This window comes from Streptodolium elevatio (genome assembly GCF_040649515.1).
GTDB lineage: Bacteria > Actinomycetota > Actinomycetes > Streptomycetales > Streptomycetaceae > Yinghuangia > Yinghuangia elevatio.
In genome coordinates this window covers 18,901-41,141 of the sequence record NZ_JBEZFP010000035.1, presented here as the reverse complement: position 1 = coordinate 41,141, position 22,241 = coordinate 18,901, and the positions used below count along the sequence as shown (strand labels likewise).

20 protein-coding genes are annotated in these 22,241 nt (G+C 72.3%); 9 read left to right on the top strand and 11 right to left on the bottom strand.

Features of this window, described 5'->3' with window-relative positions:
- Positions 1-211: 211 nt before the first annotated feature.
- Entirely contained in the window at positions 212-508 is a 297-nt protein-coding gene (locus AB0C36_RS16100) for a DUF4193 domain-containing protein (RefSeq protein WP_358354210.1), read from the bottom strand.
- A 229-nt stretch (positions 509-737) separates the two neighbouring features.
- Here AB0C36_RS16100 and AB0C36_RS16095 point away from each other — a divergent pair, with 229 nt between their 5' ends.
- From AB0C36_RS16095 to AB0C36_RS16085, 3 genes are all read left to right on the top strand, one after another.
- Positions 738-1,256, top strand: a complete 519-nt coding sequence (locus AB0C36_RS16095) for a gamma carbonic anhydrase family protein (protein WP_358354207.1) — start codon at positions 738-740, stop codon at positions 1,254-1,256.
- A gap of 100 nt (positions 1,257-1,356) precedes the next feature.
- On the top strand, positions 1,357-2,262 hold the full coding sequence (locus AB0C36_RS16090; protein WP_358354205.1) for an ABC transporter ATP-binding protein: 906 nt from the start codon (positions 1,357-1,359) through the stop codon (positions 2,260-2,262).
- Positions 2,259-3,470, top strand: coding sequence for an ABC transporter permease (locus tag AB0C36_RS16085; protein WP_358354203.1), 1,212 nt, complete (start codon positions 2,259-2,261; stop codon positions 3,468-3,470). Before AB0C36_RS16090 ends, AB0C36_RS16085 begins: the two co-directional genes overlap by 4 nt.
- A gap of 248 nt (positions 3,471-3,718) precedes the next feature.
- Here AB0C36_RS16085 and AB0C36_RS16080 read toward each other — a convergent pair whose 3' ends face one another.
- The 3 genes from AB0C36_RS16080 to AB0C36_RS16070 form a co-directional block, all read right to left on the bottom strand.
- The gene (locus tag AB0C36_RS16080) at positions 3,719-4,666 is read right to left on the bottom strand and encodes an acyl-ACP desaturase (RefSeq protein ID WP_358354201.1); all 948 of its coding nucleotides are present in this window, start codon (positions 4,664-4,666) and stop codon (positions 3,719-3,721) included.
- 204 nt (positions 4,667-4,870) lie between these two features.
- Positions 4,871-6,181, bottom strand: a complete 1,311-nt coding sequence (locus tag AB0C36_RS16075) for a sensor histidine kinase (RefSeq protein ID WP_435839053.1) — start codon at positions 6,179-6,181, stop codon at positions 4,871-4,873.
- A 311-nt stretch (positions 6,182-6,492) separates the two neighbouring features.
- Positions 6,493-7,158 carry a response regulator transcription factor gene (locus AB0C36_RS16070; protein ID WP_358354198.1) on the bottom strand — a complete coding sequence of 222 codons (666 nt, stop codon included), beginning with the start codon at positions 7,156-7,158 and terminating at the stop codon, positions 6,493-6,495.
- 326 nt (positions 7,159-7,484) lie between these two features.
- On the opposite strand from AB0C36_RS16070, the gene AB0C36_RS16065 reads away from it, so the two are divergent.
- A complete protein-coding gene (locus AB0C36_RS16065) occupies positions 7,485-7,661 on the top strand; it encodes a hypothetical protein (protein ID WP_358354288.1) in 177 nt (58 codons plus the stop codon).
- Between the two features lie 125 nt (positions 7,662-7,786).
- Here AB0C36_RS16065 and AB0C36_RS16060 read toward each other — a convergent pair whose 3' ends face one another.
- Both AB0C36_RS16060 and AB0C36_RS16055 read right to left on the bottom strand, forming a co-directional pair.
- On the bottom strand, positions 7,787-8,587 hold the full coding sequence (locus AB0C36_RS16060) for an inositol monophosphatase family protein (protein ID WP_358354195.1): 801 nt from the start codon (positions 8,585-8,587) through the stop codon (positions 7,787-7,789).
- 105 nt (positions 8,588-8,692) lie between these two features.
- A complete protein-coding gene (locus AB0C36_RS16055) occupies positions 8,693-9,817 on the bottom strand; it encodes a ferrochelatase (RefSeq protein ID WP_358354194.1) in 1,125 nt (374 codons plus the stop codon).
- 293 nt (positions 9,818-10,110) lie between these two features.
- On the opposite strand from AB0C36_RS16055, the gene AB0C36_RS16050 reads away from it, so the two are divergent.
- Positions 10,111-11,355, top strand: a complete 1,245-nt coding sequence (locus AB0C36_RS16050; RefSeq protein WP_358354193.1) for a D-arabinono-1,4-lactone oxidase — start codon at positions 10,111-10,113, stop codon at positions 11,353-11,355.
- Positions 11,356-11,397: 42 nt separating this feature from the next.
- On the opposite strand, the gene AB0C36_RS16045 is transcribed toward AB0C36_RS16050, so the two are convergent.
- Positions 11,398-12,405: a hypothetical protein gene (locus AB0C36_RS16045; RefSeq protein ID WP_358354191.1), complete on the bottom strand. Its 1,008-nt coding sequence runs from the start codon at positions 12,403-12,405 to the stop codon at positions 11,398-11,400.
- Positions 12,406-12,950: 545 nt separating this feature from the next.
- Between AB0C36_RS16045 and sepH the strand changes: the two genes are divergently transcribed.
- The 3 genes from sepH to AB0C36_RS16030 all read left to right on the top strand — a co-directional run bounded on the left by sepH (position 12,951) and on the right by AB0C36_RS16030 (position 14,597).
- Entirely contained in the window at positions 12,951-14,015 is a 1,065-nt protein-coding gene (sepH, locus tag AB0C36_RS16040; RefSeq protein ID WP_358354189.1) for a septation protein SepH, read from the top strand.
- A gap of 130 nt (positions 14,016-14,145) precedes the next feature.
- Positions 14,146-14,313, top strand: a complete 168-nt coding sequence (locus AB0C36_RS16035; protein ID WP_358354187.1) for a hypothetical protein — start codon at positions 14,146-14,148, stop codon at positions 14,311-14,313.
- On the top strand, positions 14,310-14,597 hold the full coding sequence (locus AB0C36_RS16030; RefSeq protein ID WP_358354186.1) for a hypothetical protein: 288 nt from the start codon (positions 14,310-14,312) through the stop codon (positions 14,595-14,597). The genes AB0C36_RS16035 and AB0C36_RS16030 overlap by 4 nt, the downstream gene beginning before the upstream one ends.
- A gap of 70 nt (positions 14,598-14,667) precedes the next feature.
- Here AB0C36_RS16030 and AB0C36_RS16025 read toward each other — a convergent pair whose 3' ends face one another.
- A complete protein-coding gene (locus AB0C36_RS16025) occupies positions 14,668-15,507 on the bottom strand; it encodes a sulfurtransferase (RefSeq protein ID WP_358354184.1) in 840 nt (279 codons plus the stop codon).
- Positions 15,508-15,700: 193 nt separating this feature from the next.
- On the opposite strand from AB0C36_RS16025, the gene AB0C36_RS16020 reads away from it, so the two are divergent.
- Positions 15,701-16,495 carry a VOC family protein gene (locus AB0C36_RS16020; RefSeq protein WP_358354182.1) on the top strand — a complete coding sequence of 265 codons (795 nt, stop codon included), beginning with the start codon at positions 15,701-15,703 and terminating at the stop codon, positions 16,493-16,495.
- A gap of 397 nt (positions 16,496-16,892) precedes the next feature.
- Here the strand turns inward: AB0C36_RS16020 and AB0C36_RS16015 are convergent, their stop codons facing one another.
- The 3 genes from AB0C36_RS16015 to AB0C36_RS16005 form a co-directional block, all read right to left on the bottom strand.
- Complete coding sequence (locus AB0C36_RS16015; RefSeq protein ID WP_358354180.1) at positions 16,893-18,056, bottom strand: alkaline phosphatase family protein; 1,164 nt, start codon at positions 18,054-18,056, stop codon at positions 16,893-16,895.
- On the bottom strand, positions 18,053-18,640 hold the full coding sequence (locus AB0C36_RS16010) for a DUF5998 family protein (protein ID WP_358354178.1): 588 nt from the start codon (positions 18,638-18,640) through the stop codon (positions 18,053-18,055). The genes AB0C36_RS16015 and AB0C36_RS16010 overlap by 4 nt, the downstream gene beginning before the upstream one ends.
- A gap of 781 nt (positions 18,641-19,421) precedes the next feature.
- Positions 19,422-22,193: a bifunctional acetate--CoA ligase family protein/GNAT family N-acetyltransferase gene (locus tag AB0C36_RS16005; RefSeq protein WP_435839051.1), complete on the bottom strand. Its 2,772-nt coding sequence runs from the start codon at positions 22,191-22,193 to the stop codon at positions 19,422-19,424.
- Positions 22,194-22,241 lie beyond the last annotated feature (48 nt).

Genomic DNA, 22,241 nt, shown 5'->3' with positions numbered 1-22,241 from the left:
TCACGTGCCGGGTGGTGCCGGTCCTGCTTGTCCTGCGTGGCCTGCCTGTCCTGCTCGTCCTGCCGATAGGTGCCAGTGGTGCACGTGGTGCGCTCTGCTCGTATCGATCATCGGCAGGGGCGGTCCGCTCCTGCCAGGACCCGGTCGCGTGCGCAGGGTTCCGCTTGCCGATGATCGATCCTGAGCAGGCCCGAGGCCCGAGGATCGGACGTCAGGCGCAGTCGACGCAGATCTGCTGGCCGTCCTTCTCCTTGGCCAGCTGGCTGCGGTGGTGCACGAGGAAGCAGCGGGCGCACGTGAACTCGTCCGCCTGCCGGGGCAGCACGCGCACGGACAGCTCTTCGTTCGAGAGGTCCGCGCCGGGCAGCTCCAGGCCCTCGGCCTGGTCGAACTCGTCGACGTCGACCGCACTGGCGGACTTGTCGACGCGCCGGGCCTTGAGCTCCTCGATGCTGTCTTCGTTGACGTCGTCGTCGGTCTTGCGTGGAGTGTCGTAGTCAGTCGCCATATACCTCTCCCCCTCCGGGTGGATCTGCTTGCCGATGCGTCCCTTGACGCTTGCCTTCAGCGCACGTAACGCATCAGGGGCCGGAGTTGTGCCCGACCTGAGGCGCAGATTCTGCCTCATAGCAAGGCTTGTTACTCAATCGACACCCAACCGAACCCCCGAAGGGGTGACTTGGTTGGATGGGTGGCCCACTGTAACTCTCCATGATGGCCGGTAACCAGGAGGAATCGTGACGGTCTACGCGCTTGGTGAACAAGTACCCCTCGTACACCCGGATGCCTACGTCCACCCCGATGCCGTGGTGATCGGAAGCGTGGAAATCGGCGCCGGGTCGACGGTGTGGCCGTCCGCGGTGCTCCGGGCCGACTACGGCCGGATTGTCGTCGGGGAGCGTACATCGATCCAGGACGGATCCGTCCTCCATGTCAGTGCGGGTCTGGTCACACGTGTCGGCAACCGCTGTGTCGTGGGGCACCTTGTCCACCTCGAAGGATGCACGATCGAGGACGACTGCCTGGTCGGAAACGGCGCGATTGTGCTGCACGAGGCGGTCGTGCGCAGCGGGGCGCTCGTCGGGGCGGGTGCCTTCATCGGGAACCGCGTCGAGGTGCCCTCGTATGCGATGGCCCTTGGCGTACCTGCGAAGATCCGCCCTGACGCGGTCAAGCCGGGCGCGTTCGAAACGGCCGTGCGCCAGTACGTGGAGAACGGGCAGAGGTTCAAGGAGCAGCTGCGCCGCGTCGACTGACGCACGCCGCTCTCGACCGCAGCCGGGAGACAAACTCCGACCAGGGAGAACAGTGCTCGACCTCGCAGGACTCGGAAAACGTTTCGGAGAAAAGGTCGTTTTGCGCGACCTGTCGTTCTCGGTCTCCGCCGGCCAGATGTTCGGATTCGTCGGAACCAACGGCGCCGGCAAGACCACGACGATGCGCATTGCCATGGGTGTGCTCGCCACCGACACGGGCGAGGTCCGGTGGCAGGGCGCGCCCGTCAACGCGGCTATACGCAGGCGTTGGGGCTACATGCCGGAGGAGCGCGGCCTTTACGCGAAGATGCGGATCCTTGACCAGCTCGTGTATTTCGCCGAGCTGCACGGCATGTCGCGTACGGACGCCCGCGAGTCCGCCCTGTCCTGGCTGCGGACCCTCGGGGTGTCCGGCACGCCGTCGGACCGCCTGGAGACCCTGTCGCTGGGCAACCAGCAGCGCGTGCAACTGGCCGCGGCCCTCGTGCACGAGCCCGAGCTGCTCATCCTGGACGAACCCTTCTCCGGCCTCGACCCGGTGGGCGTCGACGTCATGGCCGCCGCCCTTCGCAGCCGCGTCGACCAGGGCGCGTCCGTGGTGTTCTCCAGCCACCAGCTCGACCTGGTCGAGCGGCTGTGCGACGCCGTGGGGATCATCAAGGACGGCCGCATGCATGCGGTGGGCACGGTCCAGGAGCTGCGCGGGGACAGTCGCGCGGTGCGCTACCGGGTCGCCGTCGACGGTGTCGGTGCGCACGCGCCCAAGGGCTGGGCCGAGGCGGTGCCCGGCGTGACGGTGCTGACCGAGGACGCCGACGGCACCCTGGTCGAGCTGGCCCAGGGCACCGACGAACAGGGGCTCCTGGACGCCGCCCGGGCGGCCGGACGGGTGCGCGCCTTCGCGCCGGTGAACCCGTCCCTGACCGAACTGTTCCGTGAGGTGGTCAACGGGGACGCCCAGCCCCCGTCAGAGGCCCCCACAAGCCACGAGGAGGCCCGCGCGTGACGTCCCCGAGGGTGGACCCCACCGAGCGCTTCTGGACGTCTGTGCGGCTGGTGGCGCGCCGCGAGTTCGTCGAGCGCATCCGCGACCGCGGCTTCCTGGTGTCGGTCGCGGTCATGCTCGTGGTCCTGCTGGCCGCGGTCGCCATCCCGGCGGCGGTGGGCGGCGGGGACGACGAGTACGACGTCGCGTTCGGCGGGCCGCAGGCGAGCCGGCTGGGCCAGGTCGCGAGCGCCCAGGCGGAACTGCTGGACACCGACGTGGTGGTCAAGGCGTACCCGGACGACGCGGTCGCCGAGAAGGCCGTCAAGGACGGCGACCTGGACGCCTACGTGACCGGCGGCCGGGTCGTCGTGGACAGCGAACTGCCGGACCGGCTCGCGGCCGTGCTGCAGAGCGCGTACGCGACGGTCGAGCGCGACAACCGCCTCGGCGCGCAGGGCATCGACGCGTCGGCCGTCGACCAGGCGATGCAGGTGCAGCCGCTGACGAAGCAGACACTGGACCCGGACGCGGACGAACGCCAGGCCCGCAAGGGCATCGCCTTCATCGGTGTGATCATGCTGTACGGCATGCTCATGCTCTTCTGCATGTGGGTCGCCAACGGCGTCGTGGAGGAGAAGTCGAGCCGCATCGTCGAGATCCTGCTCGCCGCCGTGCCGGCCCGCGCGCTGCTGACCGGCAAGGTCGTCGGCATCGGCCTGCTCGGACTCGCGCAGATGGCCCTCACGGCCGTCGTGGGCCTCACCGCGGCGACGGCGCTGGACACCATCGACCTCAGCGGCTCGATGGTCTACCCGGCGGCGCTGGTGGTGGCCTGGTTCGTGCTCGGATACGCCATCTACTCGTGCATGTTCGCCGCCGCGGCGGCGCGGGTGTCGCGCATGGAGGACCTGCAGAACGTCATCACGCCGATGACGTCGCTGCTGATCGCCTCGTTCTTCCTGGCCATCGTGCTCAGCCAGTCCGGCGGCGCGTTCGCGCAATTCATGGCGTACGTACCGCCGTTCTCCGCGATGCTGCAACCGGTGCTCACCGCGAGCGGCGAACTCGCCGTGTGGCAGAACCTTTTGGCCGCGGCCATCGCGGTGGTCGCGCTGGTGGGGCTGATGTCCGTGGCGGCGCGCATGTACGAGGGCGCGGTGCTGCGTACCGGCGGCAAGGTCTCGGTGAAGGACGCGTGGGGATCCCGACCCCGGGTCCGCTCCTGATCCGGGCCGGCTGAGCCCCTCGCGCCGACCCACACGCCCGGGTCGCGCGCTCCAGCCCGCACACGCGGGCCGGCACACGCGGGGCCGCACGCCCGGCCCTGCGCGGCGGCCTGAGCGGCGGCAGGCGTACGCGAGAGCCCCGGCCGCCCGCACTTCCAGGGTGCGGGCGGCCGGGGCTCTGCCATGTGCTCACGCGGGCTTGTGCGCCTTCCGGCGGCGACGGCGCCGAGAATGCGCGGGCGCCAGGGTCAGGCGCGGGCAGCCAGCCGTGCCTGGCGCGCCGCCAGGCGCTCGTCGAACTGCGCGGCCTTCGTCTCCAGGATCGCCAGGAACGCGGCCAACTCCTCGCGCGCCTGCTCGCCCTCCGGGCCCAGGTCCGTGCGCTCCATGACCTTCAGGTTCCGCAGCACCGGCTGGAGCACGTCGTCGAGGTGGATGCGCAGGTTGTACACGCCGCCGAGGGCGATCTTGACCGACGCGCGCTCGAAGCCGGAGATGCCGTGGCCCGGCATGCGGAAGTCGGTGACCATGTCGGTCACCGCGCGCATCGCGACGTCCGGGGCGAGGTCGAACGCCGACTTGAGCAGGTTGCGGTAGAAGACCATGTGCAGGTTCTCGTCCGTCGCGATGCGCGCGAGAAGCTGCTCGGCGAGCGGATCGCCGCACTCCCGGCCGGAGTTGCGGTGCGAGACGCGCGTGGCCAACTCCTGGAACGTCACGTACGCCACGACGTGCAGCGGGTTGTCCATGTGGTCGCCCGCGTAGCCCGCCTCCATGTGCTCCATGCGGGAGCGCTCCAGGGCCACCGGGTCGACCGCGCGGACGGCCATCAGATAGTCGCGGATCGCGATGCCGTGGCGGCCCTCCTCGGCCGTCCAGCGGTGCACCCAGGTGCCCCACGCCCCGTCGCGGCCGAACATGTTGGCGATCTCGAAGTGGTAGCTCGGCAGGTTGTCCTCGGTGAGCAGGTTGAGCGTCAGCGAGATGCGCCCCACCTCGGTCAGCTTGGACTCCTCGGGACGCCATGCCTCGCCGCCGAGCACGCCGTCGAAGTCACGGCCCTGCGACCACGGCACGTACTCGTGCGGGAACCACTCCTTGGCGATGGCGAGGTGGCGGTCGATCTCGACGGCGACGACCTGCTCGAGTTCGCGCAGCAGGTCGATACCGGTCGGTGCGGGGGCGATCAGGGTCACGGCAACTCCAAAGCGTGGGGTGCGGCGGGCATACGCAGCATGTGGACGCAGCGGCTTTCGACAACACGGGCACAGGGCTGCGTCGGCCGCCGTCGCTTCGGCGCACAACGCGTTCCTACGATGTCGTAACTTACGACACCGTAGGTTGTCGGGTGGCCTGCGGGCAACCGGCCTGCTCAGGTACGTCGTAGTACGTCGTTCGGGTCATACCGTCGGGCCGGGGAACCCGATGCGCACGATCAGGCCGCCCTCGACGCGCGGCTCCGCCTCGATCCAGCCACCATGCGCCCGGACGACCGAACGTACGATCGAAAGCCCGAGTCCGACGCCCTTCTCGCTTTCCGTTCGGTCGCCGCGCATGCGTCGGAACGGCTCGAAAATTGTCTCGAGATTGTCCGGAGGGATGACGGGGCCGCTGTTCGCGACGGTCAGCATGGTCGTCCCGGCGACGGACGACGTGGACATCTCCACCCAGCCGTCCGGCTCGTTGTAGCGCACGGCGTTCTGCGCCAGGTTGAGGGCGACGCGCTCCAGCAGCACGAGGTTGCCGGACACGTCCGCCTGCTGGAAGTCGCCGCGCAGCTGGACACCGCGCTCCGCGGCCTCCGGGGCGACTTGTTCGAGGGTACGTCCGGCGACCTCGGCGAGGTCGACCGGCTTGCGGTCGGTGAGTTCGTTCTCGCTGCGGGCGAGCAGCAGAAGCCCCTCGATCAGGCGTTCGCTGCGCTCGTTCGTGGACAGCAACTTGTCGCCCAGGTCCCGCAGTTCCGGCGGCACCGCGGGATCGCCGAGGGCGACCTCCAGCAGAGTGCGGTTGATCGCGAGAGGCGTGCGCAACTCGTGCGAGGCGTTCGCGACGAATTTTCGCTGCGAGTCGAACGCCCGGTCCAGGCGCTCCAGCATCTCGTCGAACGTGTCGGCCAGTTCCTTCAGTTCGTCGTCGGGGCCGTCCATGTCGATGCGCCGGTGCAGACCCGACCCGCCGGTGCCGGCCACCGACCGCGCGGCGGCGGTGATGCGGCCGAGCGGGCTCAGCACACGCCCGGCCATCAGGTAGCCGAACCCGAACGCGATGACCGACAGGAGGACCAGCGCCAGCAGCGACTGCTGGAGCAGCGCGTGCAGCACGAGGTCCCGCTGATTGCCCTGGCGGTCCTCCAGGAACTGGTTGAGGTCGTCCGGCGAGAGTTCGCGGCCGAGCGCGTCCGAGAACCGCACGCCCTCCGTGACCTCGAAGGACGGTGGCTTCTGGTCCGCGAGGCGGCGCCCGACGAGCAGGTACACGCTGCCCAGGAGCAGGACGCCGGCGATCAGGAACATGCCGCCGTACAACGCCGTGAGGCGCATCCGGATCGAGGGGCGCAGCCAGTCGGGCGCGTAGCTGAGGCGCGCGGAGTACCCGGTGGCCGGGTCGGCTCCGAGGATCAGCCGCCGCGCGGAAGGCGCCCGGCTGGGCTTGGGCGGCGCTTCCCCGGACCCACCCGGGGGCCCGCCGGGAGGCACCGCCCCGCCCACGCCCGGCGTGCCAGGCTGCGCGGCCGGTTCGGCCAAGGGCTGTACGAACGGCCCCGACCGCTGGGCGGCCCGGGGCTGCTGCCCTGAGGACTGGTGGTTCAGACTGTGCGGCGGTCGGGCCGGGGGCCTCGGCGGCTGCGCGGGAGGCTGCGAGCGGGACCGCGCCGGGGAATCCGCGGGCGACTGCTCCGGGGACTGCTCCGAGGGGCGTGCGGGGGGCTGCGCCTGCGGCGGGCGTACCGGACGGGGCGGGTGCCTCGGGCGCCGCGGTGCGGCCCCGGGATCCGGGGAACCCTCCGGCGGCTGCCCGGTCACGCCGGATCGCCGATGCGGTACCCGGCGCCGGGCACGGTCATGATCACGGGAGGCTCGCCGAGCTTGCGGCGCAGCGTCATGACGGTGACGCGGACGACGTTGGTGAACGGGTCGGTGTTCTCGTCCCAGGCCTTCTCGAGCATCTGCTCGGCGGACACGACGGAGCCGTCCGCGCGCATGAGCACTTCGAGGACGGCGAACTCCTTCGGCGACAGGTGGATCGCGTTGCCGTCCCGCGTGACCTCGCGGCGGTTCGGGTCGAGGCGGATCCCGGCGCGTTCCAGCACCGGCGGCAGCGCGGTCACCGCACGGCGCCCCAACGCCCTTACCCGGGCCGTCAGTTCACTGAACGCGAAGGGCTTGGGCAGGTAGTCGTCCGCACCCAGTTCCAGGCCCTCGACGCGGTCGCTGACGTCGCCGGACGCGGTGAGCATCAGGATGCGCGTGGGCAGCCCGGTGTCGATCACGGCCCGGCACACGTCGTCGCCGTGCACCAGCGGGAGGTCGCGGTCCAGCACCACCACGTCGTAGTCGTTGACCGCAACGCGCTCGAGAGCGGCCTCGCCGTCGTACACGACGTCGACGGCCATCGCCTCGCGGCGCAGGCCTGTCGCCACCGCGTCGGCCAGCAACTGCTCGTCCTCGACGACGAGAACCCGCACCTGGATGTCCTTCCGATTCACATCTGCCGCTCGGCGACACGCGGCCACCGAGAGATTGGACCGTCGGCCGCCGTCCGCGGCCTGACTGCGCGCCCTGCCTCGAGGGACGGCGCCGACGGTGCCTCCATCTTGCCCCGGGCCTCGGTAAAGCGTCGGTAAGGGCACGGGCCGCCCCGAATGTTCCCTCCCGGGTGAAGCGCCCGCATCCCGCCGCCCATCAATGCGACGAGGGTCACACTGCCACCTGGCATCCCGGTTTTCGGCGCGCGAAACCAGGGGTAGGACAACCGAAACCGGCGACCATTCGAGTCTCTTGGGGCCCCCACATGATGGACGAGTTCACTGCCGACGTCCTTCGTCGGATACGCGAGACAGAGCAGGCCCTCAAGCTGGCCTCCGACACCGGCGACGACTTCCTGGTCGAAGTTCAGCAGGAAGAGTTGCAGGACCTGGTACGGATGGCCTCGGACCACGGCGTGCAGGTGCTGCCCGAGTCAGCCTGAAGGACCCGTCTCGGCTTTGACGGACCCACCTGGAACAAGCGAAGGAATCAACGGGGTGACCACTCCCCCGGCCGGACGCGAATCGCGCGTCGGCCGGGGGTTGTTGTTTGTCCGGGCCACGCGCGTCAGGCGCCGAGGGCGTCCAGTGCCTCGACCAGCTCCGCGTACAACGCGGGCGCCGCGGTCACCACGAGGTTCGACCCGTCGTCCTCGTGCCTCAGCAGCCCCACGCGCGCGCCGGCTTCGGCGGCGATCAGCGCGCCCGCCGCGACGTCCCAGGGGTTGAGCCCGCGCTCGTAGTACGCGTCGACGCGGCCGCACGCGGTCGCGCACAGGTCGATCGCCGCCGAGCCGTACCGGCGGATGTCGCGCACCCGGGGCAGCAGCTCGTGCACGACGCCGGCCTGCCGCGTACGGCGCTCGACCGTATAGCCGAAGCCCGTGGCGACCAGCGCACGGGACATCGGCACCGCGTCGTTCGCGCGGATCGCGGTCCCGTCGCGGAAGGCCCCCGCGCCGCGCACCGCGTGGAAGGTCTCGCGCTGGGTCGGCACTTCGACCACGCCGACGACCGCGCCGTCCGCGTCCTCCGCCGCGATCGAGACGCACCAGGCCGGCAGTCCGTAGAGGTAGTTGACGGTGCCGTCGATCGGATCGATCACCCACCGGATGCCGCTCTCGCCGCGCGCGCCGCCGCCCTCCTCGCCGAGGAACCCGTCGTGCGGGCGCCGGGCGCGCAGGTACTCGACGATCAGCTTCTCGGCCGCCGTGTCCATTTCGGTGACGACGTCGGTCGGGCTACTCTTCGTCGCCGCCACACCGAGGTCGGCGGGACGGTCGGCGAGCAGCATGCCGCCCGCGAGCCGCGCGGCGCCGAGCGCCAGTTCGAGCAGGTCGGCGGTGTCGCCGTGGGGTGCCGTGGTCACAGAGCCATCCTGGCAGCCGCTCCCGCGGTCCGCGCGGGCGCGTCGCGGGGGTCGGCCGCGCGGAGGCTGCCCAGGGTGTGGGGGCCGGGGCTCAGGCGGGGGTGGTCAGGCGGGAGTGCCGTGCAGTGCGGCGCCACGCAGGCCCTCGCCCCTGCCCCGCGGGTCCGGGCAGCACCCGAGCGGGCACACATCGTGCGAGGGGCCCATCGTGCCCAGGGCGCACCGCTCGGGGTGGTCGCCGCGCAGCACGGCGGCGCGTTCGAGCACGAGATCGCGTACGGCCGCCGCGAACCTCGGGTCGCTGCCGGTCGTCGCGGCCCGGACGACCTGCATGCCGAGGCGCTCGGCGGTCGCGGCCGCCTCCACGTCCAGGTCGTAGACGACCTCCATGTGGTCGGACAGGAAGCCGATCGGCACCAGTACCGCGGCGCGCACCCCGTCGGCGTGCAGGCGTTCGAGGTGGTCGTTGACGTCCGGCTCCAGCCAGGGCACCTGCGGCGGCCCGCTGCGGCTCTGGAACACGAGGTCCCATGGAACGTGCGGAAACTTGACCGCCTTCTTCACCCCGGCGGCGACCAGGCGGGCCGTCTCCTGGTGCTGGCGCACGTACGCGTTGCCGTCCGGGCCCGAGGTCTCGGCGGTCGCGGTCGGGATGGAGTGCGTCGTCATCACGAGGCGGGCCCCCGGCCGCAGCGCTTCGGGGAGGCTCGCGCGCGCGGCCACCACGTGGTCGACCAGGGGCTCCACGAAGCCGGGGTGATTGAAGAAGTGCCGCAACTTGTCGAGGCGCGGCGCCGCGTCCCCCAGTTCGGCCTGGGCGGCCAACAGGTTCTCGTGGTACTGCCCGCAGCCCGAGTAGGAGGCGTACGCGCTGGTCACCAGCACCGCCGCATGCCGCACCCCGTCGTCGGCCATCCGCCGCAGCGTGTCGGTCAGGTAGGGCCGCCAATTGCGGTTCCCCCAGTAGACCGGCAGCGCGGGTCCGCGTGCCGCGAACTCCTTCTCGATCGCCGCGATCAGCTCGCGGTTCTGCGCGTTGATCGGGCTCACCCCGCCGAACTGCGCGTAGTGCGCGCCGGCCTCGGCCAGGCGTTCGGGCGGCACGCCGCGCCCCCGCGTGACGTTCTCCAGGAACGGGACGACCTCGTCGGGGCCCTCGGGGCCGCCGAACGACAGGAGGAGCAGGGCGTCGAAGGGTCCGGCGTCGTTGCCGGGCGCGGCGTCGTGCATGTGCCGATCCTCCCACCCGCGCGACCTCGGCGCGGTGCGGTCGCGGCGTGCGCGTGTGACGCGCGTCCTGCTGCGCCGAACCACGGCCGCAAGGAGTCCCCCTGCGGTCCACGGGTCTTCCCGAGGCTGGTGACCGGCGGGTAATGTCCGGACATCCCACGCAGGAGGCCCGCGCGCAGGAAGCCCGTCAGGGCCGACGGCCCGCCTCCGCACCTTTGGAGGAGCCGTTGAGCAGCTTGACCCCGATGCCCTGGAGGAACTGGGCCGGGAACCAGACCGCCCAGCCCAGGCGCGTGGCCACGCCGCGGTCCCCCGAGGAGGTGTCCGCGCTGGTGCGGCGGGCGGCGTCCGACGGCCTGCGGGTCAAGGCGGTCGGGGCGGGCCACTCCTTCACATCCGTCGCGGTCACGGACGGGGTTTTGGTACGCCCCGACGGGCTCACCGAGGTCCGTGAAGTGGATGCGGCCGGCGGCACGGTGACCGTGGGCTCGGGGCTGCGGCTCGAACGCCTCAACGACCTTCTGGCCGAACACGGCCTCGCCCTCACCAACATGGGCGACATCGCGGTGCAGAGCCTTGCGGGCGCCACCGCTACCGGGACACACGGCACCGGACGCGCGTCGGGCGCGCTGGCCGGCCAGGTCCAGGCCCTGGAGATGGTCCTCGCGGACGGCGAGATCGTGAACTGCTCGCCCGACGAGAACGCCGAGTTGTTCGCGGGCGCCCGCGTCGGCCTCGGCGCACTCGGCGTCGTCACGGCGATGACCTTCGGCGTCGAACCCGCGTTCCTCCTGGAGGCGCGCGAGGAGCCGATGCCGTTCGACGAGGTGCTCGGGCGATTCGACGAGCTGCGCGAGGACAACGACCACTTCGAGTTCTACTGGTTCCCGCACACCGACAGCTGCAACGTGAAGCGCAACAACCGCAGCTCGGGACCCGCGAAGCCGCTCTCGCGCGCGAAGTTCCTGCTCGACGACGAACTCCTGTCGAACGGCGTGTTCGGGCTCGCGTGCCGCCTGGGCAAGGCGGCCCCGAAGACGATCCCCGCGATCGCGCGCGTGTCGAGCAAGGCCCTGTCGGCGCGCACGTACACGGACGCGTCGTACAAGGTCTTCACCAGCCCGCGGCGGGTGCGCTTCGTGGAGATGGAGTACGCGCTGCCGCGCGAGGCGCTGACCGCCGCCCTCCGCGAGGTCCACCAACTCGTCAACAAGGGCGACGAGTACGTGTCCTTCCCGGTCGAGGTACGCATCGCGCCCGGCGACGACATGTGGCTGTCGACCGCCAACGGCCGCGACACCGCGTACATCGCCGTGCACATGTTCCGCGGCACCCCGCACGAGCGCTACTTCTCGGCGGTCGAGAAGATCATGACGGCCCATCAGGGGCGCCCGCACTGGGGCAAGCTGCACACGCGCGACGCGGCGTACTTCGCGGACGCCTACCCGCACTTCAAGGACTTCGCCGCGCTGCGGGACCGGGTGGACCCCGACCGCCGCTTCGGCAACGACTACCTGCGCCGGGTGCTGGGCGAGTAGCCGCACCCGGCGGGTGCCGGACGGTCGGCCGCGGCGCGGCGGTCAGGACGCGGAGCCGGCGTCCTGGCGCTGCGTGTCGGCCTGCTGCCCCGAGCCCGACTGCTTGTCCCCCGCGGGCGGGCTCGCCGCGCCGCCGGACGGGGGTGCGGACGGGGTGGTCGGGGGCGTTCCGGACGAAGGCGCGCCGGTCGGATCAGGCGAGCCCGTGGGCGGCTTGGCGCCACCGGTCGGGTCGGGGCTGTCGGTCGTGCCATCGGAGGGGGTGCCCTGGGACGCGCCGGGGGTCGGCGAGGCCGGTGTCCCCGACGGGTCCTTTCCTCCGCTGCCGCCCTTGTCCTCCTGACCGTCCTGCGTCGTGCCCTCCTCGGTGCCGGGCGTGTCCTGGGGGCCCTCCTTCTTCTCCGGCGTGGGCTTGTCGCCGCCTCCGCCGGTGAAGTCGCCGATCGTCGAACTGCTGCCGCCGTTGCCGAACAGGCTGGCGAACGAACGGCCCATGCCGAGCTCGACCACCGTGATGGACGCCATCGCGATGGCGAACACCGCGACGGCGGCGATCCCGGAGCGCACCAACCACGTCCGGGCCCGCGACTGCTCGCGCACGGCTGCGGGTTCACCCGTCGGGCCGAGCGGTGCGGTCGCCCGCGGCCCGGGGTCGAACGCCTGGTCGAACACCGGCTCGAACACCGGGAGTACGCGCGTCGCGTCGTCCGCGCCCGCTCCGGAGGCTCCCGGGTCCGCGCCGGCCGTCCTGGCCGTGTCGGCTGCGCCATGGCCGCGGTGGCCGCCGTACGGACCGGGCGCGCCCGGAACCGCGGAGCCGATCTGCGCGCGTACGTCGCGCAGTTGTTCGCTCGTGCGGCGGAACACATGGACGTACACCGCGCTGCCGACGGTCGCGACCACGCTCGCTATCGCCGCGCCGATCACCGTCCCCGCGGCCCCGAGCTTGGAGAGCAGGAACGCGGAGGAGACGGCGGCAAGCGCGCTTCCCACCACCTGGACAACGCTGAGTTCGATCCGACGGCGTTCGGTGTCGGGCCTTTCCTGCATCACGTTCCTTGCTCACGGTCGGTCGGAGCCGCCGCCGGACCACGGGATTCCGGTGCGGGCGGGCGAACTGATGGCTCATCAGATCGGACGAGTAGGGATGAGAGATGATCAGACGTAACGAGAGGGACTCCAATGGACTAGTACGGACACTTCCTCCCTCTCGGACCCCCGGGAACCCCACGGCCGTTCCGTCTGCGGGGATCTTGTGAGGAACCTCACCGGAGACGGCCGAAATTTTTCGCCCGGATGTGGACGCGTCGTTACGGCGCGGTGCGGCCCGGCCCCGCCCCCGAATGGAGTACTGTTCACGCCAGGTTCCGGAACGACCTGCGTGGAGGGGGGAAGCGACCGATCGCAATGTGATCGGAGGCCCGCAAATCAGACACTGCACTCCTGCGGCTGATTTCTCCGGAATCTCCACCCAAGGAGCAACCACGACATACCGGTGTGACGGGTACGAAAATCCGACACGCCAGGACAAATCGGTCAGGTTGTGGCACGCCGCCACTGGGCAAGTCACACTCGTAACGGGAGCAACGACGCAGGTGACGTCGGCAGGCACCACCCGGGAGGTCCCCATGCCCGAACTGCGTGTCGTGGCCGTCAGCAACGACGGCACACGGCTGGTGCTGAAGGCTGCCGACGGTACCGAGTTCAGCCTTGCCATCGACGAGCGGCTGCGCGCCGCCGTCCGCGGCGACCGCGCACGGCTCGGACAGATCGAGATCGAGGTCGAGAGCCAGCTCCGCCCCCGTGACATCCAGGCACGCATAAGGGCGGGCGCGACGGCCGAAGAGGTCGCGCAGCTCGCCGGCATCCCCGTCGACCGCGTGCGCCGGTTCGAGGGCCCCGTCCTCGCCGAGCGCGCGTTCATGGCCGAGCGCGCCCGCAAGACGCCGATCCGCCGCCAGGGCGAGTCCGCCGGACCGCTGCTCGGCGAGATCGTCACCGAGCGCCTGCACCTGCGCGGCGCCGAGGCCGACTCCATCCAGTGGGACTCGTGGCGGCGCGACGACGGCAGCTGGGAGATCCTCCTCCTCTACCGCGCCGACGGCGAGATGCACTCGGCGAGTTGGAGCTTCGACCCGCCCCGCCGCCACGTCACCACCAACGACGACGAGGCGCGTTCGCTGGTCGGCGAGCAGACCGCGGGCGCCGAGACGCCGTTCCCGTTCCGCCCGCGCCTCGCGTCGCTGCCGCGCAACACCGGCGACGACGCCATCACCAGCCTCCTCGACGCGGTCCCCGGCCTCGGCCGCGAGCCGTCCGGCCCGCAGCGCGAGGCCATGCGCGACACCGTGCGCGAGCCGATGCGCATCGACGTGCCCGCGATCGGCGCCGAGCGTACGCGCCCGGTGCCCGCCCCCGTGCCGGACGAGGAGGAGCCCGAAGCCCCGGCCGCAGCGGCCGCGGGCGGCGGCGCGCCGCCGTCGGCCGGATCGGCGTACGAGAACGTCCTGGTGCCGCGCGTCGTGGGCCCGCACCGCGACCGCCTCATCGGGGCGACCGACCGGCAGGCCGAGGCCGACGGGGTCCGCCCCGGCCGGCGCGCGACCGTGCCGAGCTGGGACGAGATCGTTTTCGGCAGCCGCCGCAAGAAGCGGGAGTGACCCGGGCGTCCGGGTCACCCAACCGGCGGAGTTCGCTGATCACTTCCTCATTTGTGCCCCAGAGCCCTAGTGTGTCCGCAAGGATGCTCAGTGTTGCTCCGCAGTACCTGTCTACGGGGGGCGGTGGGAAATGAGCGTTGGCACGTCGGACCGGGTCACGCATCAGGACGAGCGGGCACTGCTCGCCGAGGTCCGGCTGCTGTTCGGCGCCGTCGACCCCTGGCTCGCCGACTTCCTGCGCGCCACGACCAGCCGCCCTCTCACCACCACCACGCCGCCGCGCCGCCGCTCGCCATGAGCCGCTGGGCGGTCGGCGACGCGCCGCACGTCCTGACCTTCGACGCGCCGACCCTCACCGTGGTGGTCGAGGTGTACCCGCTCGGCCCGCGCCGCCGCATCCTCGGCCAGCTCACCGTGCCGCGCCGCGTCTGCCTGGAGGTCCGGCACGCGGAAGGGGTCCGCACCGTGCTGACCGACGGCTTCGGACGCTTCACGATGACGGACCTGCCCTCCGGGCTGATCGGCTTCGTCGCCTACACGGCGTCCGGGCGGCGCGAGGCGACGCACTGGACGGCCATCTGACACCCCGTCAGCCGCCGCGGTACGCCACCGCCCCGACCGCCGGGTCACCGGCCGGTACGCCGCCTACGCCTCACCCTGCCGGGTCCACCGCCACCGGGCGGCGCGGGTCGGCGATCCAGCCGCTCCACGAAGGCGCGTACAACGCCGCCTCGATGCCCGAGCGCTCCAGCACCAGGACCGCATGCGCGGCGGTCACCCCCGAGCCGCAGTACGCGCCGACGCGGGCGCCCGGGAACGCGCCGAGCGCCTCGTACCGTTCGCGCAGCACGTCGGCGCCGAGCAGGAGGCCGCCCGGACCAGCCACCGACGTCTCGGGCATGTTGACCGCACCGGGGATGTGGCCGGCGACCGGGTCGACCGGCTCGGTCTCGCCCCGGAACCGTTCGGCCGCGCGTACGTCGATCAGCACGCCGTCGCGTGCGAGTTGCGCGGCCTCGTCGGCGTCCAGCAGCGGCATCCCGCCCGGCACCGGGGTGAAGTCGCCCGCCCCCGGCTCCGGGTCACTCGCGTCGACCGGGTGCCCCGCCGCGACCCACGCGGCGTAGCCCCCGTCCAGCACGCGCACGCGCTCGTGGCCGAAGTAGCGCAGCAGCCACCACGCCCGCGAGGCGGCGATGCCGTCCGCGGCGTCGTACGCGACGACGTCGCGGTCCGCCGAGACCCCCGCGCGGCGCATCGCCGCCGCGAAGTCCTCCGGGTCCGGCAGCGGGTGGCGCCCGCGCTCGTCGCCGCCCGGCTTCGCGGACAGTTCGGCGTCCATGTCGGCGAAGTGCGCGCCGGGCAGGTGTCCGGCGCGGTACGCCGGGAGGCCGTGCGGGCCGCCGAGGCGGTAGCGCACGTCGAGCAGGACCGGCGGCTCGGCGGAGCGCAGCGCGGCGGCGAGTTCTGTGGTGTCGATGACTGGGTTCACCCACCGCATCCTGCCGTGCCGGAGGGTCCGGCGTGCGCCGCCCCGCGCTGTGTCGGCGTTCACCCCTGGCGCTTCGCGCGTTCCCCGCGACACCGCCTGCCCGCCGTGCCAGCATCGAACCGATAGCTCGCTATTTCTCCCGACTTTCGGTAATTCCCGGATTTGACCGGACAGCTGTGCTGTGGAGGCAGTGATGAGCGAAGTGACTGGCCCGTACAAGCAGGGCGTCCCGTGTTGGGTCGACATGGGCTCGCCGGACCTCCGGGCATCGCTGGACTTCTACGGCACGGTGCTGGGCTGGGAGGGCGAGATCGGCCCCGAGGAGCTCGGCTTCTACACAAACTGCACCGTCCGCGGCAAGCGCGTCGCCGGGATGATGAAGCTTCCCGAACCCGACATGCCGATCGCCTGGACGACCTACCTGGCGGTCGGCGACGCGGACGCGGCGGTCCTGGCGATGAAGGCGGCGGGCGCGACCGAGGTGTTCCCGGTGATGGACGTCCTCGACCTGGGGCGCATGGCCCTGCTCGCCGACCCGACGGGCGCGGTGGTCGGACTGTGGCAGGCCGGCACCCACATCGGCGCCGAACTCGTGAACGAGCCGGGCGGCATCGTGTGGAACGAGCTGATGACGCGCGACAGCAAGGCCGCGCGGCAGTTCTATGCCACCGCGTTCGGCTATGACTACGAGGACATGAGCGCGGACGGCTTCGACTACCACGCGATCCTGGTGGACGGGCGGCCCATCGGCGGCGTCATGGGCATGGACGAGAACTGGCCCGACGAGGTGCACGCGCACTGGGCCGTGACGTTCTGCGTCGAGGACGCCGACGACGCGGTGGCCAAGGTGCGCCGCGCGGGCGGCGCGGTGCTGAGCGAGCCGCAGGACTCGCCGTACGGACGCCACGCCACCTGCGGTGACCCGCACGGCGCGACGTTCTCCGTGATCGCGTCGACCGGCGACATGGACGAGGCGTCGGCGCCGTAAGGGACCTCATCGCATAGAGTCGGAACCGTCGGGCCCGCCCGGGAGTTGATCCCGCGTCACCGGAAAGGCGCGGGGTCGGCCGCGGGCACCCACTGCCATCGGCCCGGCACCCGATCACTCGAGGGGGTTCACCACCATGGGCAAGCTCTTCAAGATAGTCCTGCCGATCGCCGTCATCGCGGCCCTCACCTCGGTTCTGCTGAAGAAGCGCAAGCAGGCCTGAGCTGACGCATTCGAGGGCCGCGGCCCGCGAAGCGCGCGGGGCGCCCTGCCGGTTACCGCCGGGAGGGCGCCCTTTCGCTTGCCCGGCGGACGACCGGCGAGCCGGTCCGGCCGACGACGCCGGTCAGGTCTTGGTCAGCCTGTGGCATGGACCGAACTCGGGGGCAGGCGCGGGTCAGGCGTGCACTTCGAGCAGGGGCACCAGTTGTTCGACCGCGGTCATGGACCCGTGCAGGCCGACCATGCGCGACTCGTTGGGCTCCCGGCGCGTCGCGACGATCGCGACATCCGCCCACGGCGCCGCGACGACGTCGCCGATGCGGTGGTACACGCGGTCCTCGACCTCGCCGAACCAGCCCGCGTCGACGGCCTGGTCGCGGGAGAGCACCCAGCAGCTGTCGGCGAGCACGTCCTGCCAGATCGCCAGGACGTCGGACGCCGCGCCCGGGACGGCGTACACGTGCCGGGCCCGGCCCTCGCCGCCGAGCAGCGCGACTCCGGCGGAGAGCTCCGGGTCGGTGTCGACGTCGATGCGGTCGGCCATCGGCACGTCGATCATGCCGTGGTCGGCGGTGACGTACAGCGCGGTGCCGGGCGGGAGTTGCTCGGCGAGCGCACGGACCAGGCCGTCGACGCGCGCGAGTTCGATCCGCCATGCGTCGGAGTCGACGCCGTGCACGTGCCCGGCCTTGTCGAGGTCGCTGACGTACGTGTAGACCAGCACCGGCCCGGGCCGGGACAACTGCTCCACGACGCCGTGCATGCGCGGGAGCCCGCCCTGCAGGCCGACGAACGTGCCGCCCTGCAGCGCCACCTGGGTCAGCGGCGTGCGTTCGAACAGGGGGTCGGATACCTGGGCGACCGTGATGCCCGCGGCGGCGGCACGCTCCATCAGCGGAGGATGCGGCTGCCATTCGCGCGGCGGCACATAGGGGTCCCAGCGCAGCTGGTTCATCAGCCGCGCGTCGCCGGGGATCGCGACGGTGTAGCCGAGCAGGCCGTGCGCGCCCGGCGGGAGGCCCGTGCCGAACGACGCCAGGCTCGTCGCCGTCGTCGCCGGGAAGCCGGCCGTCAGCGGTTCGCCGCGCCCGCCCCACGCGCCGGGGACCAGCGACGTGAGGTACGGCGCCCAGTCCGGATGGGCCTTCAGGAGCTCCCAGCCGAGGCCGTCGACGAGGAACACGACGGCGCGCTCGGTCTCACGCAGGCCCAGGACGTTGCGCTCACCGGGCATCCCGAGGGACGCCGCGACGGACGGGAGCAGGTCGGACAGTGCCCCGGCGCCGTAGCGCGGGACGGGGACTGGTGGTGGTTCCGGAGCCCAGGGTGCGGCGCTCACCGGCCGGAGCCGGCGATGGCCTCGGACAATCTGCGCGCGAACGCGAGCGTGTGCTCGACCGCGTCCGGGCCGTCGGCCGCCTCGCTGACGCGCAGCGAGAGGTCGTCGGCGGTCATCGCCCCGGTGTAGCCGTGGTCGACGTCGCAGTTCGGGTCCGCGCAGCCGGCCGGCTCCAGGTCGATGCGGCCGACGGCGCCCCACCCGATGGTGAGCACGACCTCGCGCGGCGGGGCGCCGGGGACGTACTCGGCGGGGTTGCCGACGACGCGGCTGACCACCACCGACTCGATGCGGTCGATCCGCACCGTCTCGGTGGACGTCGTCGCATACGGCGTCGGGGACGTGTCGTCGGGGGCGTGCTCGTCGGTGTGGCTGACCAGGAAGCGGCCGGGCGTGAGGACGAGGACGGTCACGTGCCGCCGGACCTCGTTGGAGTCGAACGTGGTCTCCTGGTGCACCAGGAACGCGTCGACCTGCTCGGTCCCGATCGTGGACTCGACCGCGTCGGCGACGAGGCTCGGGTAGTAGCCGCTGCGCTCGATGGCCGTACGCAGGCCCTGGGTCGAGGTGGTGGTCTTCGCCATGCCCCCCATCCTGGCACCTCCGAGCGCCCCCGCGCGCCATCCTGGCGATCGGGGCGTGCTGCGAGCGCGCTCGGACGGGCCGCCGAACGGTTCGCGACGGGACCGCGTCGGGTTCGCGGCGGCGTCTGCCGGGTCGCGCGCCGCGACCCGGCGCATTCGCCTTATGACTCTTTGTCGACCTCACGACAGTCCCCGTACGGGTGACGGTGAGGCACACCCCCGGGGGACCCCACGTGCCGCGCAACCGCGCGCCCCACGCGCGCCCTCCCCTCGTCCGGCACGACCCGGTTGACTGTCCGTTGTGCAGGACGGACGGGGCGATAGGGACGCACCGTTCGCGGTGGCCCCCGGCCGTCCGGCACAGCGTCCGCGCTCCCGCACCGGGAGTTCGGGCGGCACCGCACCCGCGCCGGTGGGATCGGGGAAACCCGGCGTGGGAGCGGTCGGTCCGGACGGGCCGGTCGGCATGATGCGCCGCCACGTGGAGGGCGTGCGCGGAGGGGCATGGCGACGGGCTTGACCGGAGGCCGCAGCGGCGGCGCGGGTGCCACGGCTCGGGGTGGCATCGGCGCCGCGGCGGCCGGGCCGGCGGCGGTATGACCTGGAGACGGGCGCGTACCGCCGCGGCTCGCGTTTCGGGGGCTTGCCGGCCTACGGCTTCCGGGCGTCAACCGGAGCTTCGATGCAGCGTTTCGATGCGACGCTTCGGCTCGACGCTTCATGCGGCGCCTTCAATTCGACGCTTCAATCGACGCTGCAACCCCGGGCTCCGGCGTGCGGTTCAGCGGGGGTTGCCCATGGATCGCGGGCCCAGGTCGGTGCGCAGCGGCGGCCGCGACAGGCGTACACGCGCGTCCAGCACCGTCAGCCCCTCCCCCGTCGCCACCACCGGGTCGAGCACGACCGAGGTGACCTGCGGCAGGTCCTCGGCCAGCTGCGAAAGCCGCAGCAGCAGTTCCTCCAGCGCCCCGACGTCGACGGGCGGCGCGCCGCGGTAGCCGAACAGCACGGGCGCGGCCCGGATGTCCCGGACCAGGTCGGCGACGTCCTGGTCGGTCGCGGGCACCACGCGGTGCGCCACATCCCCCAGCAGTTCGGAGGCCGGGCCCGCGAGACCGAAGCGCAGCAGCGCGCCGAAGGACTCGTCGTACGTGAGCCCCACCATCGTCGCCACCCCGCGCGGCGCCATGCGCTGGACCACCAGCCGGGCCTGGTCGGGGCCGCCGAGGCGCGTGGACATGCGGCGGAAGGCGCGGCGCAGACCCGCTTCGGTGCCCAGGTCCAGGCGTACGCCGTCGAGGTCGACGCGGTGCCGCAAATGTTCGGCGATCGTCTTGAGCACGACGGGATAGCCCATCTGCTCGGCGGCAGCGACGGTGGCGTCCTCGCTGTCGACGCGTACGGCGGGGCTCGGGTGGATGCCGTAGCAGCCGAGCAGTTCGGCCGCTTCGGCGGGCGAGAGCCCGGCCGCGTCCGCGGCGCCGAGGCGGGCGCGGACCAGGCCGCGCGCGGTGTCGGCGTCGACGTCCTCGAACTCGACGACCTCGCCGGCGGGGCGGCGGCGCCAGGCGGCGTAGCGCACGACCTCCGAGAGGGCGCGCACGGCGTTCTCCGGCGCGGGGTAGGACGGCACCGAGCCCGGCGCCGGTACCCCGTCGGGGTCGAGCCGCCGCAGTTGGTCCGGCAGCCCCTCGTGTGCGAGGTACGTCGCCACGAGCGGCTTGCCCGCCGTCACCGCCCGCTCGGCCATCTCCGCGATGACGGACGCGACTTCCTGCCCGGAGGTGGTGAGGGGCGGGATGAAGACCACGACGACGGCGTCCGAGTCGGGGGACGCGAGGACGTCGCCGAGCGCCTTGCGGAAGTCCTCGGCGGTCGCCGAGGTGGTGAGGTCGATCGGACGGAGGGGGTCGAGCCCGGCGCTCGTGCAGGCGTCCTGGGTCAGCAGGCCGAGCGAGTCCGAGTTGCCGACGATCGCGACGCGGTCGCCCGCGGGCAGCGGCTGGTAGGCGAGGAGCTGGGCGACGTCGAACATTTCCGCGACGGTGGGCACGCGGATCACGCCGGCCTGCCGGAACAACGAGTCGACCGCCTGGTCGGGCAGGCTGAGCGCCCGGGTGGCGTGCCCCAGCGGGACGCCCTCGGCGTGCCGGAGGCTCTTGACCACGACCACCGGCTTGCGGCGCGAGACGCGGCGGGCCAGGCGCGTGAACTTGCGCGGGTTGCCGAGTGATTCGAGGTGCAGGAGGACGACGTCGGTGGCCGGGTCGTCCTCCCAGTACTGGAGCAGGTCGTTCCCGGACACGTCGGCGCGGTTGCCCGCGGAGACGAACGTCGACAGGCCGATGCCCCGGTTGACCGTCGACTCCAGGATCGCGATGCCGAGCGCGCCGGACTGCGCGAACATGCCGACCCGGCCGCGGCGCGGCATGCGGGGCGACAGGCTCGCGTTGACGCTCACCTCGGGGTCCGTGTTGAGGACGCCGAGGCAGTTCGGCCCGATGACGCGCATGCCGTGGCTGCGCGCGGTGCGGACCAGGCGGCGCTGCCGCTCGCGGCCCTCGGGTCCGGTCTCGGCGAAGCCGGACGACACGACGACGAGGCCGCGTACCCCGTGCCGGCCGCAGTCCTGGGCGACCTGCTGCACGGCCCGGGCGGGGACCGCGACGATGGCGAGGTCCACCTCGCCGGGGATGTCGACGACGGTCGGGTACACCGGTACGCCCTCGATCGGGTCGCCCGCGGCCGGGTTGACCGCGTACACGGGCCCGGCGAAGCCGCTCTCGGCCAGGTTGCGCAGCAGGGTGTTGCCGACCGTGCCCTCGCGGCGGCCCGCGCCGATGACGGCCACCGAGCGGGGGTTGAGCAGGCGGGCGGTGGACCGGGCCTCGGCGCGGTGCTCGCGGGCGAGCATGACGGCGGTGGAGGTGTCGGTCGGCTCCAGGTCGAGGGTCAGGCGTACGACGCCGTCCTCGAACGCGGACTGCTGGGTGTACCCCGCCTCGGTGAAGACCTTCATCATGCGGCGGTTGGAGGGCAGCACGTCGGCCACGAACCGGCGGATGCCGCGCTCGCGCGCGACGGCCGCGATGTGCTCCAGCAGGACGGAGGCGACGCCGCGCCCCTGCTGGTCGTCCTGGACGAGGAAGGCGACCTCGGCGGTCGAGGACCTGCCGTGCGGGCCGGTGCGGACGGCGCGTCCGTCGGGGCCGATCCGGTCGTACCGGACGATCGCCACCAGGGCGTCGCCGACGAACAGGCCGAGGCCGACGCGGTCGATCCAGTCGTGGTTGGTGAAGTGCCGCACGTCGCGTGCCGAGAGACGGGGGTACGGCGTGAAGAACCGCAGGTACTTCGACTCGTCGGAGACCCGGGCGTAGAACTCGACGAGCCGGTCGGCGTCGTGCGGCCCGACCGGCCGCAGGTGCGCGGTCGCCCCGTCGCGGAGCACGACGTCGGCCTCCCAGTGCTGCGGGAACGCCGGGGGCTCGGGCGGCGCGGCCGGCCCTACTGGCGGCCCGGCGGATGGCGGGGTCGGCTGTGTGGGGTCCACGCTGCCGACACTAAGCCACCGGACGCGGGGGCAGCGAGGCGCGGCGTC